Genomic DNA, 13,636 nt, shown 5'->3' with positions numbered 1-13,636 from the left:
GATTTTTCAACTGGAGGTATCGCATGGCAGACGACAGAACCAAGCGCGGCCCGGCTGACTCGGCCCGAATCAACATCAACGAAGAGCACGAGCTTCGCGACTGGGCGAAGGCGCTCAACGTCCCCGAGGCGGAGCTGCGCGAGGCCGTTGCCAAAGTCGGCGTCATGGCGAAGGACGTGCGCGCCCATCTCGGCTTGCCGGAGGTCTAAGGGTGGCCGGTGCCCTGAGACACATCGCGCTGACCGTCGAGGAACCGGAGCCCGGCGATTTCGAATGGGTGCTGCTCGAGCAGGGCGCCCAGTGGGCGGCGTTGAAACGGGCCAAGCGGCCCGCCGCCACCTACGCGAAGGCGATGGCCGCAGGGCTGCGCGTCCTGCAGGAAATGATCGTCGACCTGGACGCGGGGCCGCGCGAGCAAGAGGCGCCGGCGCAGCAGGTCAAGCGCGCGCAGTTCGGGTTCGGGTTCGGCGGCCTGAAGTAGCGCAACCGTCTCTAGCGCAACACCCAGTAGCCCACGGCCGCCAGGAGCACCAGCAGCAAGACCATCCCGTTCCGCCGCCAGCCTCGAGCGACCTCCTCGCTCCTGCGAAGCCTTTCATCGTTCAAATGGTCGATCGTGTCCGGTGAACTTGCGTCGTTGAATCGGGTGTCATCCATGCTTTCCCTTGGCAAAAGCATCGGTCTACCTCGGCACCCAAGATGGCGCGGCTCACAATGGCGTGGATCGACGTAGGACTATGTACTTATGGACTGCGGCGGCAACCAGCGCCATCGACGTTCGGCCTCATCAGAGGATGCCGTTCCGGCGGAGAGTGTGAGATTCGAACTCACGGACGCTTTCACGTCGGCAGTTTTCAAGACTGCTGGTTTAAACCACTCACCCAACTCTCCAATGCTGCGCCGTTGCGACGCAGCGGCCGCGATTTTATGCGGGCATCTGGGCTCGGCTGGCGCGCCGAGCGAAGAATCTACGCATCCGGCAGAAAGAGCGTCTGCAGATCGCTCAGGAAATCCAGACCGCGCTCGGTCGGCCAGGCGTGCCACAGGTCGCGCTGCAGCAGGCCCTGCTTCTCGGCCGCTTCGAGTCCGCGCTGGATGGCGGTGATCGACAGGCCGGTGCGTTCGGTGAACTGCGCCAGCGTGAAACCTTCACGCAGGCGCAGCGCGTTGAGCATGAATTCGAAGGGCAGGTCGGCGATGGCGACTTCGTCGCTCTGCGAGACGGCCGCGCCGGCCAGTGCCTGGGCCATGTAGCGCTGTGGCTCACGATAGCGCACCTGCCGCACCAGCCGGTGCGCGAAGCTCAGCTTGCTGTGCGCGCCCGCGCCGATGCCGAGGTAGTCGCCGAACTGCCAGTAGTTGAGGTTGTGGGCGCAGCGGTGCCCCTCGCGCGCATAGGCAGAGACTTCGTAGCGCGTCATGCCCAGCGCCGCCGTCGCCTCGGTGATGCGGTCGAGCATGGCGTAGGCATCGTCGTCTTCGGGCACCACCGGCGGGAACTTGGCGAAGTACGTGTTGGGTTCGATCGTCAGGTGGTAGACCGACAGGTGCGGCGGCGCCAGCGCCAAGGCCTGCGCCAGGTCGGCCTCGAGCTGCGCCGGCGTCTGGCCGGGCAGCGCGTACATCAGGTCGAGGTTGAAGGTGTCGAAAGCGCTGGCCGCCTCTTCGACGGCCGCGATGGCCTGGGCACGGTCGTGCACGCGGCCGAGCGCCTGCAGGTGCGCGTCGTTGAAGCTCTGCACGCCGACCGACAGGCGCGTGACGCCCGCGCCGCGGTAGGCGCGGAAGCGGTCGCGCTCGAAGGTGCCGGGGTTGGCCTCGAGCGAGATCTCGCAGTCGGGCGCAAGCTTCAGGCGCGCACGCAGGTCGCCGATCAGGCGCTCGATGGCTTCGGGCGAGAACAGGCTGGGTGTGCCGCCACCGATGAAGATGGTGTGGACGGTGCGGCCCCAGATCAGCGGCAGCGCCGCATCGAGGTCGGCCACCAGGGCATCGAGGTAGCGCTGCTCGGGCAGTGCCTCGCCGCCTGCACGCCACTCGTGCGAGTTGAAGTCACAGTACGGACACTTGCGCAGGCACCAGGGCAGGTGCACGTAGAGCGACAGCGGCGGCAGCGCGGCCAGTTGCAGCGTGCCGGGGCGCATGAGATGCAGCACGTCGTTGGCGTGCAGCGCGCCGGGCTCGACGGCCGCGGCGATGGGCACCGACGCTTTCACATCCAGTGGGCGCGCATCAGCGCCAGCATGGCTCGCGCGGCCTGGCCGCGGTGGCTGTGCGAATTCTTCACGTCGGGCGGAAGCTGCGCGAAGGTCTGGCCCAGGCTAGGCAGGAACATCACGGGGTCGAAGCCGAAGCCGTTGTCGCCGATGGGTTCGCGGGTGATCTCGCCCGACGCGCGGCCGACGGCGATCAGCGGCTCGGGGTCGTCGGCGCTGCGCAGGGCCACGAGCGTGCTGACGAGCGCGGCGCGGCGGTCGGCGACGGTCGCCATCTGCTCGAGCAGCGCGCGCACGTTGTTGCCATCGCCCTTCGGGTAGCCGAACTGGGTGGCGTAGTAGGCGGTGTCGACGCCCGGCAGCCCGCCGAAGGCGTTGACGCACAAGCCCGCGTCGTCGGCGATGGCCGGCAGGCCGGTGGCCGCGGCCGCATGGCGCGCCTTCGCCAGGGCGTTCTCGACGAAGGTGCGGAACGGTTCTTCCGCCTCACCGACCCCGAGCTCAGACTGCCGCACCAGCTCGACGCCCAGCGGCGCGAACAGCTGCTGCAGCTCGGCCAGCTTGCCGGCGTTGTTCGATGCCAGAACGAGTCGCATGCGTCTGCCTTGCCCCCGTCCGGCCTTCAGGCGGCCAGCGCCTGCTGCTGCATCAGCACCAGTTCGCCGATGCCCTTCTCGGCCAGGCCGAGCAGCAGGTTCATTTCGTCGCGCGAGAAGGCCGCGCCCTCGGCCGTGCCCTGCACCTCGACGAAGTGGCCGGCGCCGGTCATCACGACGTTCATGTCGGTGTCGCAGGCCGAGTCCTCGATGTACTCGAGGTCGAGCAGCGGCGTGCCCTGCACGATACCCACCGAGATCGCCGCAACGTGGCCGCGGATGGGCGATGCCGTGATGGCACCACTCGCCAGCAGCTTGCCGACCGCATCCTGCGCCGCCACGAAGGCGCCCGTGATGGCCGCGGTGCGGGTGCCGCCGTCGGCCTGGAGCACGTCGCAGTCGAGGTGGATGGTGCGTTCGCCCAGGGCCTTCAGGTCGAACACGGCGCGCATGGAGCGGCCGATGAGGCGCTGGATTTCCTGCGTACGGCCGGTCTGTTTGCCCTTGGCCGCCTCGCGGCTGCTGCGGGTGTGCGTGGCGCGCGGCAGCATGCCGTATTCGGCCGTCACCCAGCCTTCGCCGCTGCCCTTCTTGTGCGGCGGCACCTTCTCTTCGACCGAGGCGGTGCACAGCACGCGGGTCTGGCCGAACTCGATGAGCACGGAGCCTTCGGCGTGGATGGTGAAGCCACGGGTGATGCGCACGGGGCGCAGCTGGTCGGCGGCGCGGGCGCCGCTGCGGATGAAATCGGTCATGGGCAAAAAGAAAAGAAGAAACGGATCAGGCCTTGCGCGCTGCGGAGCGGCGGATGGCCTCGTTGATTTCGGCGATGGAGCGCTCGATGGCGTCCTCGTCCAGGTCGTCGAGTTCGGTCTCCGACGGCATCCCGGCCTGGATGGTGGACGCGAACACGCCATCGCTGATGCTGTCGGTCGAGATGCCCCGCCCTGTGCCGGGGGCATCGGGGGTTTCCCATTCGAGCGCGATGAGCGTCACGTTGTCGCTGTGCGTACCGCCCTTGCGCAGTGCCATCTCGGCCAGGTCGGGCGCCGCATCGGACACTGGCTTGCCGGACGAGAGCGTGTGCACGATGAGCGCGTCGTCGAGCACGCCCCATACGCCGTCGGAGCACAGCATGATGCGATCGCCGCGCTGCAACTGCAGCGGCGCAGCGACATCGATCATCGGCGGCGTGGGTGAGCCCAGGCAGGTCAGCAGCAGGTTGCGGTTCACCGGCTCCGGCCCGCCGCCGGGGCGGGGGCGTTCGGCGTGGGAATGGTCACGCGTACGGGTCAGCAGCGCGCCGTCGCGCACCACGTACAGCCGCGAATCGCCGCAGTGCACCCAGTGCGCCGTCGTGCCCTGCAGCACGGCCGCGACCACCGTGGTGCGCGGCGTGTCGAGCATGGCCTTGGTGCCAGCGTAACGCATGATCTGCTGGTGCGCCGACATCACGGACGACGTGAGGAAGGCCTTCACGTCCTTCAGCACCGGGCGCGCTTCGCGCTGGTACAGGGCGGCGATGGTCTGCAACGCCATCTGCGCCGCCACCTCGCCTTCGGGGTGCCCGCCCATCCCGTCGGCCAGCACGAACAGGCCGGACTCGCGGGTGTAGCAGTAACCCATGCGGTCTTCATTCTTGAGACGACCGCCCTTGCGGCTGACCTGGAAAACGGAGAACTTCATGCCGGTCGGGTCGTGGGCGCCGCCGCCTTGGGCAGGCCCTTCTTGTCGAAGGAACGGATGTTGTCGATCGACAGGCGCACCTTTTCGCCGACCGTGAGCTTGGTGTAGCGGCGCTCGCCTTCGCGGCTGAGCTCCTTCTGTAGCGCGAACACCGACTGCGGCCGCGACAGCGGGTCGAGCGACATGCACCACTCGACCACCTCGATCATGTTGTCCGAGTAGATGCCGCGCAGGCGCGACAGCGACAGGCCCAGCCGGTCTTTCTCGATGCGCTGCGGCGCATCGTTGGGCGGGTAGCCCTGCATGCAGGCGTAGATGCAGGCGCCGATGGCGTAGATGTCGGTCCACGGGCCCATCGACGAGTCGCGGCGGTACATCTCGGGCGCCGCGAAGCCGGGGGTGTACATCGGGCGGATGAAGTTGCCTTCCTTCGACAGCACCTCGCGGGCCGCGCCGAAGTCGATCATCACGGCGCGGTCGTCGTCGGTCACGAAGATGTTGGCCGGCTTGATGTCCAGGTGCAGCATCTTGTGCTGGTGGACGATGCGCAGGCCGCGCAGGATCTCGTCGAACAGCGAGCGGATGGTCGATTCGCGGAAGACCTTCTGCTTCTTCAGGTCGCGCGCGGTGACGATGAAGTCCTGCAGGGTCGCGCCCTCCAGGTAGTTCATCACCATGTAGACGGTTTCGTTCTCGCGGAAGAAGTTGAGCACGCTGACCACCGACGCGTGCGAGATCTGGGCCAGCGAGCGCCCTTCCTCGAAGAAGCTCTTGAGCCCCAGCCGGTAGAGCGACAGCTTCTCGGGCGGCACCTGCGGCGCCAGTTCGCCGGTGCCACGCGTGGCCAGCGACGAGGGCAGGTATTCCTTGATCGCGACCTGCTGACCGCTGTGGTCAACCGCCAGGTACACCACGCCGAAACCACCCGCCGACAGACGGCGAATGACACGGTAGCCGCCGATGACGGTGTCCGGCAGCAGGGGCGAAGGTTTGACCTTTGACATAATCCGGGAGTTTCGCCCGAAGGCAAGGGGGCGGCAAGCGAACGCTGTGCCGTCGCCTCCGTGCGAGCCATATTTCCACAGTGAGGCGCAATGTCAGTTTACAGCATGACCGGCTATGCCAGCGGCCAGAACGGCCCTGCCGGAACCCCGCCAGAAACCGACCCGCGCCCTCTGGCGGCGGGCCGTCTGGGGGTCGAGATCCGCTCGGTCAACAGCCGATTCCTCGATCTGACTTTCAAGCTGCCGGAAGACCTTCGGCAATATGAGCCGGTGTTGCGCGAAATGCTCACCGGCCGGCTCAAGCGCGGCAAGGTCGAGCTGCGTGCCGCGGTCGAAAGCACCGCACAGGGCGGCGTCGCGGAGCCCTCCACCCGATTGCTGCAACGACTCAACGGCGTGCAGGACGGCATCCGCGCCTGGCTGCCGAGCGCGCGCGAACTGAGCGTTGCCGACGTGCTGCGCATCGCTGCCGGCGATTCGACCTCGGCGGGCGACTGGAGCAGCGTGTTGGCCGACGTGACGAAGAAGGCGCTCGACAGCCTGATCGAAGCCCGCGAACGCGAAGGCGCCCGCCTGGCCGCGATGCTGAAAGACCACCTCGGCCAGCTGCGCAAGCTCACCGCCCAGGCCGTGCCGCTGGTGCCGCAGCTGGTCGAGCAGCAGCGCACCCGCTTCCTCGAGCGCTGGCAGGACGCCATGGGCCTCACCGGCGGCACGCTGCCCGAAGCGGCGCAGGACCGTGCCCTGAACGAGGCGACCGCCTTCGCCATCCGGATCGACGTGGCCGAGGAGCTCACCCGCCTCGGCTCCCACCTCGACGAGATCGAGCGCCTGCTGAAGAAGGGCGGCGAGATCGGCAAGCGGCTCGACTTCCTGATCCAGGAACTGCACCGCGAAGCCAACACGCTGGGCTCCAAGTCGGCCGCCCTCGAGATGACGCGCATCGGCGTCGACATGAAGGTGCTGATCGAGCAGATGCGCGAGCAAGTCCAGAACATCGAATAGACCCACCATGGATTACCCCGGCAATCTCTTCGTCGTCGCCGCCCCCAGCGGCGCCGGCAAGTCGAGCCTCGTGAAGGCACTGATGGAACTCGATTCGGCCGTCCAGCCGTCGGTGTCCCACACCACGCGCCCGCCACGCGGGCAGGAAAAGCACGGCCGCGAGTACTTCTTCGCTTCGGCCAGCGAGTTCGACGCGATGGTGGAAAGCGACGCCTTCATCGAGTGGGCGCACGTGCACGGCCAGCGCTACGGCACGTCGAAAAAGGCGGTCGAGGACCGCATGGCGCAGGGCGTCGATGTCATCCTCGAGATCGACTTCCAGGGCGCCATCCAGATCCGCAAGACCTTCGCGAATGCGGTGCTGATCTTCATCCTGCCGCCCAGCTGGGAAGAGCTGCGCTCACGGCTCGAACGCCGCGGCGAAGACAGCGCCGAGGTCATCGAACTGCGCCTGCGCAATGCGGCGGACGAGATGGCGCGCTCCAGCGAATTCGACTTCGTTATAATCAACGAGTTATTTGAGCGTGCGCTTTTCGACCTGAAAGCCATCGTCCACGCCCAGCGGCTGCGGTATTCCGCCCAGCGCCGCGCCCGTGCCGACACCTTCGCCGCTCTGAATATCCCCTGATTCGCCCACCGTCCGCAACGAAAGATCCTCATGGCCCGCATCACCGTCGAAGACTGCCTGCTGCAGATCCCCAACCGTTTTCAGCTCGTGCTTGCCGCGACCTACCGTGCGCGCATGCTGAGCCAGGGCCATGCCCCGAAGATCGAGAGCAAGAACAAGCCGGCCGTGACCGCGCTGCGCGAGATCGCCGAAGGCAAGATCGGCATCGAGATGCTCAAGAAGGTCCCAGGCTGATTGACGTTGCACTGCAACAAAGAAGCACCGCCACGCGGTGCTTTTTTTATGCCTGAACGCGGCCGTGTGGACGCCGCGCTAAAGTGTCCCTCATGAGCGCGGTCGTCAAGTCCCAGTCCAATGCACCTCGAGGCATGCCCCGGCCGAGTCCGGCTGCCTTGAATGCGGCTGCGGCCAGCTTCGCTGCCCTCACCGCCCGGCTCGACTACCTGAGCGCCGAAGACACCGAGCTGGTCCGGCGCGCCTACCGCTTCGCCGACGAGGCGCACCTGGGCCAGCTGCGCAACAGCGGCGAGCCGTACATCACGCACCCGATCGCCGTCGCGGCCCAGTGCGCCGAGTGGAAGCTCGATGCGCAGGCGCTGATGGCCGCGCTGCTGCACGACGCGATCGAGGACTGCGGCGTCACCAAATCCGAGCTGATCGAACGTTTCGGTGCACCAGTCGCCGAACTGGTCGACGGGCTGACCAAGCTCGACAAGCTGCAGTTCAACACCCGCGAAGAGAACCAGGCCGAGTCCTTCCGCAAGATGCTGCTGGCCATGGCGCGCGACGTGCGGGTCATCCTCGTGAAGCTGGCCGACCGCACCCACAACATGCGCACGCTGGACGATGCGCCGCGCGAGAAGTGGGCGCGCATCGCAGGCGAGACGCTGGAGATTTACGCGCCCATCGCCTACCGGCTCGGGCTCAACCAGACCTACCGCGAATTGCAGGAGCTGTCGTTCCGGCATCTGCGGCCATGGCGCTATGCCATCCTCGCGAAGGCCGTGTCCAAGGCGCGCGGCCGACGCCGCGACCTGATCCAGAAAGTGCAGAAGGAGGTCGAGGCCGCCTTCGGCGAAGCCGGCATGACCGTGCGCATCGCTGGGCGCGAAAAGACGCTCTATTCCATCTACCGCAAGATGGACGAAAAGCGCCTGAGCTTCGCCCAGGTGACCGACATCTACGGCTTCCGGCTCATCGTGCCGAACGTGATCGCCTGCTACACGGGCCTGGGCATCCTGCACCAGATGTACAAGCCGCTGCCGGGCAAGTTCAAGGACCACATCGCGATCGCCAAGCTCAACGGCTACCAGTCGCTGCACACCACGCTGGTCGGCCCGGCCGGCGTGAATGTCGAGTTCCAGCTGCGGACCGAGGCCATGAATGTCGTCGCCGAGTCCGGGGTGGCCGCGCACTGGCTGTACAAGGCGTCCGACCCGAGCGTTGCCAACGGCGAGCGCCTGGGTGCCAAGTGGCTCCAGTCGCTGCTCGACATTCAGGACGAGACCCGCGATGCCGCCGAGTTCTGGGACCATGTGAAGGTGGACCTGTTCCCCGACGCGGTCTACGTCTTCACGCCCAAGAGCCAGATCATGGCGCTGCCGCGCGGGGCCACCGTGGTCGACTTCGCCTACGCCATCCACAGCAACATCGGCGACCACACCTCGGCCGCCCGCATCAACGGCGACCAGGTGCCGCTGCGCACCGAGCTCAAGAACGGCGACGTGGTGGAAGTCATCACCGCGCCGGTGTCCACGCCGAATCCGGCGTGGCTGGGCTTTGTGCGCACCGGCCGCGCGCGCTCCAAGATCCGCCACTACCTGAAGACGTTGGCGCACGTCGAATCCGAAGAGCTTGGCGAGAAGCTGCTGGCCCAGGCGCTGCGCGCCGAGGGCCTCGGCACGCTACCGGGCGACGACGCCGACCAGCAATCGATCTGGGAAAAACTGCTGCGCTTCACCGGCAACCGCACCCGGGGCGAACTCCTGACCGACATCGGCCTGGGCAAGCGCATCGCCAGCATCGTGGCCAAGCGGCTGATGGCGCTGCTGGCCGAGCGTGGCGAGAAACCCGATGCACTGATGCTCAGCCGCGAACGGTTCACCGCGCACGAGAGCGTGTCGCAGGGCGCCGTCACGCTCGACGGCAGCGAGAACTCCTCGGTGCGCTTTGCGTTGTGCTGCCGACCCATTCCGGGCGATCCGATCGTCGGCTATCTCGGCCATGGCGAAGGGCTGGTCGTCCACACCGAGGCCTGCGGTGTCGGCCAGCGGCTGCACTACAAGGACAGCGAGCGCTTCTTCGCGGTCGAGTGGGCCGACGAACCGATGCGCACCTTCGAAACGGGGGTCGTCGTCACGGTTCGCAACGACAAGGGCGTGCTGGCCAAGGTCGCTTCGACGCTGGCCGACGCCGAAGCCGACATCACCCACGTCGAGATGACCGAAGAGACACCGCAGGATTCGACCGACCTGCGTTTCGTGATCGCCGTGCGCGACCGCGCGCACCTGGATGCGGTGCTGCGCGCCGTCAATCGGAGCCCCTCGGTGCTGTCCGCCACGCGGACCGTGCCTGTGGCCTGATCAGGCTGAGGTGGGTGCCGGGTACGCGACCGAGAGGATCTCCAGTTCCTGCAGACCGCCAGGAGTGGAGAGCTTCACCAAGTCGCCCTCGCGTGCCTTGAGCAGCGCGCGCGCGATGGGCGAAATCCAGCTCACCTGCCCCTTGGCGCTCTCGGCTTCGTCAATGCCCAGGATCGTCACGGCGCGCTCGTTGCCAGCCGCATCGGCATAGCGCACGGTCGCTCCGAAGAAAATCTGGTCGCGCCCATGGTGCACCGACGGGTCGGTGACCTCGGCCACTTCGAGGCGCTTGGTGAGGAAGCGGATGCGCCGATCGATCTCACGCAGCCGTTTCTTGCCGTAGAGGTAGTCGCCATTCTCGGAACGGTCGCCGTTCTTCGCGGCCCAGTGCACCGCCTCGACGACCTTGGGTCGCTCGACGTCCATCAATGCGAGCAACTCGTCGCGCAGACGCGCGTAGCCGCCCGGCGTCATGTAGTTCTTGGTGCCCGATGGCAGCGGCGGCGCAGCGCCCTCGGCTGCGTCGTCATCGTCGGCATCGGTTTCTTTGGTGAAAGCCTTGCTCATGCCTGATTGTCGATGCTGCGGGCAAAAGAAAAGGGTCAGCTCGTTTTCACGAGCTGACCCTTCAGAGAGTGGTGCGGCTGGCAGGAATTGAACCCACGACCCCTTGGTTCGTAGCCAAGTACTCTATCCAACTGAGCTACAGCCGCACAGCTTGCGATTATAGCATGCGTTTTCGACCTGTCCCGAATGCATCGCAAATTTCGCGTGGTAGGCCGTGATGGGCTTGAACCATCGACCAACGGATTATGAGGCAGTTTTAGGCCTGTTCACCGGTGCTCACGGCGGTGCACATGCATTGAAATTGTTGAGGCATATCAACGACTTAGCCGTTTTTCGTGTTTAGCGGTGTGCAAGAATGTTCACCGAAATTGAAGTCTTGATCGCCACATGGATCGCTACACGATGAGCCTCGAACCCACCGAAAAGAAAGCCGCAGTCCACCGCACCGCGCCGGCAGCCCTGACCACCGCAGCGATCAAAGGCCTGAAGCCGGGAACGATGCGCGCCGACGGGTCCGTCCGGCCCGGCTACGGATCCTTGAAGGCGCGCCGCCGCCAGACGCCAAGCGGCAGAGGGGTGACGGAGTTTTTGTTCGTGTACCAGCACGCCGGCAAGAAGCGGACGCAGACGCTGGGCCGTTTCAATGCGACCGAGGCCGAGGGCCTGCTCACATTGAGCCAGGCCCGCGTGGAGGCGGCGCGACTGCAGGCCCTCATCAGGGACGGTGAAGATCCCTTGGCCGAGCGCGAGATTGACCGTCAGCAGGCGAAGATGCTGCAGGCCGCCATGATCGTCCAGGTGCGCCAGGCCGAGACGAGCACGCTGAGCGCGCTTTGCGACAACTATGTCGACCACCTGCGAGAAACGGGGAAAGAAGGCAGTGCGTACGACGTTGGCAACCTGTTCGCGAACCATGTAAAGAAGGCCTTCCCCGACTTGGCCACCCTCCCCGCCTCGGCGATCACGCCGCACCACGTGGCGCACATCCTCTCCCGGCTCGTCGGCCCCAACGTCAAGGACAAGGACAGGAACGCGAAGTGCGGGGCCGATGGGGAGAAGCTCAAGAAAGGACGTACCGCCCTCAAGCTGCGCAGCTACCTTTCGACGGCGTTTCGGCATGAACTCGGCAAGGCCTTGGAGCCAACCGCAGCCACCGGCGCGCCTGGGTTCAACCTGACGATGAATCCGGTGGCATCCGTACCCTCCACGACGATGGCGCGCCACTACAACGTGGCGAGCACTCGAAAACTCTCGCAGAAGGAGTTGCGCGCATATCTTGCCCACGTCAGCGCACTGCCTTTTGCGCTCACCAGGATAGCCCTGATGCTGCAGATTGCGAGCGGCGGGCAGCGGATCCAGCAGTTGCTGCGCATCGCTCACCAGAGCATGCACGAGGGCGAGACGCTCACATTGCACGATCCAAAGGGACGTCGGGCCAAAGCGCGTGCGCACGTGCTGCCGATCGTCCCTGAAATAAAGGCGCTGCTCGATGAACTTGCAGCGATCAATCCCGAGGGCAAACTGTTCGCGAGCCGCGACGCAGTTCTTCGACCCGAAACGCTTTCGAGCGCCGTGAAGGCGATCAGCGATCTGATGGTTGCAAACGGTGAGTCCTCGCAGCCGTTCCGCGGCGGTGACATCAGGCGCACCGTCGAAACGATGATGGCCGGGGCGCCCCTGAACATCTCGAAGGATGTGCGCGCGCAGTTGCTGAGTCATGGTCTGAGCGGTATCCAGGACAAACACTACGACGTAGGCGAGCACTTGGAAGCGAAGAAGAAGGCGCTCCGGAGGTGGAACGACTTCGTCGGCAGACTTCGCGCTGGCAGCAGCGGGATGACGACAGGGAACGTGCACCAACTGCCGGTTGCGATCGCGGCGTAGCGCCCGAAGGCCTACTTCGACACAGCAGGCGGGGCAAACTGTCGCAGCGGCTCCGAGGTAGCCGGCGGTGCACTTGTAGCAGGCGTCGGCGCGACCCAGGTGATGCGCATCAGTGACCAAGTGATGATGCCAACCGCGACCAGACCGAAAAGCATCTGAGCGACCGCTGACCAGACCAGCGTGGCAGCCATGCGAGCCATCGACTTACTGAACGGCGCGAACCCATGCTCGAGCAGCTGGTCGTACTTCGAACGAAGGAAGCGCTTCATCGGCCATGGATAGGCTTCCACAAGCCCATCCATCAGCTGCCTGAGTTCTTCTTCATTGACGTTCTCCAACTTCAACTCACGCCCTACTTTGCCCCCTGCGACGCCTGCCTGAAGCAACGTGGAGAAGATCTGTTGCACCGCGTGGGCGACAGCAGTCAGGAAAAACAGGAGCACAACGGCGTGCACCGCCCGGGCGCCAAGCAGTCCCGCCGCCTTGTCATAGTTCGAGATGATCAGCGCCACGACAGCGGCGAACCCGGTCAGCAGCCAAGCTGCTGGCTTTTCCCATTTTTCCGCGATCGTGCCGACGACGCCGATGATCATCTGATGCGTCGCGACAGGGATGTTTGGCCTTGGCTCCGCATGTTCCTGGGACGCCGGCTGCTGTGGCGAGAGTACGAACGCACGGGCTTTGTAGTTGAACAGGAACACTCCTGGTCGATACGGCGGCGCAAGATCGAAGCGCGGCGACGACCGCACGCCGCCGGTCTTGGACGCATTGGCGGCGCCTTGCGCCTGATCGAGCGGTGTGGGCATGCGCGGCATTGTGCGCGAGGCCGGCATCGGTCGCGATCACGGGCCGATGCCTTCGGACCGTGCCTCCTAGCGGAAGTCCCGGATCAACACTGCAGGCCCTGCCCGCTTGCAGGTGCGGCACGTGGCCGTCACTTCCCGAGTTTTTGCTTCCACTGAGTGCTGAAGCCGAGTGCGCGATTGAACTCGAACGGGTTGCACCAACCCTGCCCCAGCGAGTTGCAGACGTCGGGGATCTTTCGGTTGTGCCGCTGCTTTTTCGGAGCCGAGGTTTCGACCGTCACGACGCATCTTTGATCCTTGCTGGACAACGCATAGGCGATCAGGAACGGATCACGGCCGATCTGCTCAACCTCATCGTCCGTAAGGTCCGCCGCATAGCCGCTTGCGGTGACCATCTGCACAAGCGCCGGGTCCACCACGTCACTCAAGAGCAGCGCCTTCTTGTTGACGTCCTCCTGCAGCCATGCGAAGAGCAAATCCTTGTCGGCATCAGCAGGGCCGTCCTTGACCTCTTCGAAGATTTCGAACGGCATCTTCACGCGGCCTTGTTCGCCCTGATACGCGAGCCATTCCCAGTACTCTGGCACGCTGTCGACTGCGTAGTACGAATTGTGGGCTGTGATCAGCACGTTCGCATCAAGCAGGTAGAGCATCGAGTAACC

General features: G+C 65.6%; 15 protein-coding genes and 2 tRNA genes. 7 read left to right on the top strand and 10 right to left on the bottom strand.

The features are described 5' to 3' along the window. Positions 1-23: 23 nt before the first annotated feature. Together ACSFA2_RS00750 and ACSFA2_RS00745 are read left to right on the top strand one after the other, a co-directional pair. On the top strand, positions 24-209 hold the full coding sequence (locus ACSFA2_RS00750; RefSeq protein ID WP_435453405.1) for a DUF3606 domain-containing protein: 186 nt from the start codon (positions 24-26) through the stop codon (positions 207-209). A 2-nt stretch (positions 210-211) separates the two neighbouring features. Further along, positions 212-481, top strand: a complete 270-nt coding sequence (locus ACSFA2_RS00745) for a hypothetical protein (protein WP_435453404.1) — start codon at positions 212-214, stop codon at positions 479-481. A gap of 325 nt (positions 482-806) precedes the next feature. Here ACSFA2_RS00745 and ACSFA2_RS00740 read toward each other — a convergent pair. From ACSFA2_RS00740 to ACSFA2_RS00715, 6 genes are all read right to left on the bottom strand, one after another. Then, positions 807-891 (bottom strand) — tRNA-Ser (locus tag ACSFA2_RS00740). A 77-nt stretch (positions 892-968) separates the two neighbouring features. Beyond that, complete coding sequence (hemW, locus tag ACSFA2_RS00735; RefSeq protein ID WP_435454150.1) at positions 969-2,144, bottom strand: radical SAM family heme chaperone HemW; 1,176 nt, start codon at positions 2,142-2,144, stop codon at positions 969-971. A 68-nt stretch (positions 2,145-2,212) separates the two neighbouring features. Beyond that, positions 2,213-2,812: an RdgB/HAM1 family non-canonical purine NTP pyrophosphatase gene (gene rdgB / locus ACSFA2_RS00730; RefSeq protein ID WP_435453403.1), complete on the bottom strand. Its 600-nt coding sequence runs from the start codon at positions 2,810-2,812 to the stop codon at positions 2,213-2,215. 26 nt (positions 2,813-2,838) lie between these two features. Then, positions 2,839-3,567, bottom strand: coding sequence for a ribonuclease PH (gene rph / locus ACSFA2_RS00725; RefSeq protein WP_435453402.1), 729 nt, complete (start codon positions 3,565-3,567; stop codon positions 2,839-2,841). Between the two features lie 25 nt (positions 3,568-3,592). Next, complete coding sequence (locus tag ACSFA2_RS00720; RefSeq protein ID WP_435453401.1) at positions 3,593-4,498, bottom strand: PP2C family protein-serine/threonine phosphatase; 906 nt, start codon at positions 4,496-4,498, stop codon at positions 3,593-3,595. Next, entirely contained in the window at positions 4,495-5,502 is a 1,008-nt protein-coding gene (locus ACSFA2_RS00715) for a serine/threonine protein kinase (protein WP_435453400.1), read from the bottom strand. Before ACSFA2_RS00715 ends, ACSFA2_RS00720 begins: the two co-directional genes overlap by 4 nt. Positions 5,503-5,592: 90 nt before the next feature. Here ACSFA2_RS00715 and ACSFA2_RS00710 point away from each other — a divergent pair, with 90 nt between their 5' ends. The 4 genes from ACSFA2_RS00710 (at position 5,593) to ACSFA2_RS00695 (ending at position 9,717) form a co-directional block, all read left to right on the top strand. Next, positions 5,593-6,507, top strand: a complete 915-nt coding sequence (locus ACSFA2_RS00710; RefSeq protein ID WP_435453399.1) for a YicC/YloC family endoribonuclease — start codon at positions 5,593-5,595, stop codon at positions 6,505-6,507. A gap of 7 nt (positions 6,508-6,514) precedes the next feature. After that, positions 6,515-7,135 (top strand): guanylate kinase, encoded by a 621-nt coding sequence (gene gmk, locus ACSFA2_RS00705; RefSeq protein ID WP_435453398.1) that lies wholly within the window; start codon positions 6,515-6,517, stop codon positions 7,133-7,135. Between the two features lie 30 nt (positions 7,136-7,165). Beyond that, a complete protein-coding gene (gene rpoZ, locus ACSFA2_RS00700; protein WP_021009011.1) occupies positions 7,166-7,369 on the top strand; it encodes a DNA-directed RNA polymerase subunit omega in 204 nt (67 codons plus the stop codon). A gap of 92 nt (positions 7,370-7,461) precedes the next feature. Then, positions 7,462-9,717 carry a RelA/SpoT family protein gene (locus tag ACSFA2_RS00695; protein ID WP_435453397.1) on the top strand — a complete coding sequence of 752 codons (2,256 nt, stop codon included), beginning with the start codon at positions 7,462-7,464 and terminating at the stop codon, positions 9,715-9,717. Here the strand turns inward: ACSFA2_RS00695 and greB are convergent, their stop codons facing one another. Next, a complete protein-coding gene (gene greB / locus ACSFA2_RS00690) occupies positions 9,718-10,284 on the bottom strand; it encodes a transcription elongation factor GreB (RefSeq protein ID WP_435453396.1) in 567 nt (188 codons plus the stop codon). A gap of 69 nt (positions 10,285-10,353) precedes the next feature. After that, positions 10,354-10,430: transfer RNA gene (locus ACSFA2_RS00685), tRNA-Arg, on the bottom strand. Between the two features lie 241 nt (positions 10,431-10,671). Between ACSFA2_RS00685 and ACSFA2_RS00680 the strand changes: the two genes are divergently transcribed. Beyond that, positions 10,672-12,168, top strand: a complete 1,497-nt coding sequence (locus tag ACSFA2_RS00680; RefSeq protein WP_435453395.1) for a tyrosine-type recombinase/integrase — start codon at positions 10,672-10,674, stop codon at positions 12,166-12,168. An 11-nt stretch (positions 12,169-12,179) separates the two neighbouring features. Here the strand turns inward: ACSFA2_RS00680 and ACSFA2_RS00675 are convergent, their stop codons facing one another. After that, positions 12,180-12,974, bottom strand: a complete 795-nt coding sequence (locus ACSFA2_RS00675) for a hypothetical protein (protein WP_435453394.1) — start codon at positions 12,972-12,974, stop codon at positions 12,180-12,182. 128 nt (positions 12,975-13,102) lie between these two features. Next, the gene (locus ACSFA2_RS00670; RefSeq protein ID WP_435453393.1) at positions 13,103-13,627 is read right to left on the bottom strand and encodes a DUF4411 family protein; all 525 of its coding nucleotides are present in this window, start codon (positions 13,625-13,627) and stop codon (positions 13,103-13,105) included. Between the last annotated feature and the right edge of the window lie 9 nt (positions 13,628-13,636).

Source organism: Variovorax cryoconiti, assembly GCF_051216395.1.
Taxonomy (GTDB): domain Bacteria; phylum Pseudomonadota; class Gammaproteobacteria; order Burkholderiales; family Burkholderiaceae_C; genus Variovorax.
This window is presented reverse-complemented; position numbering and strand designations above follow the sequence as displayed.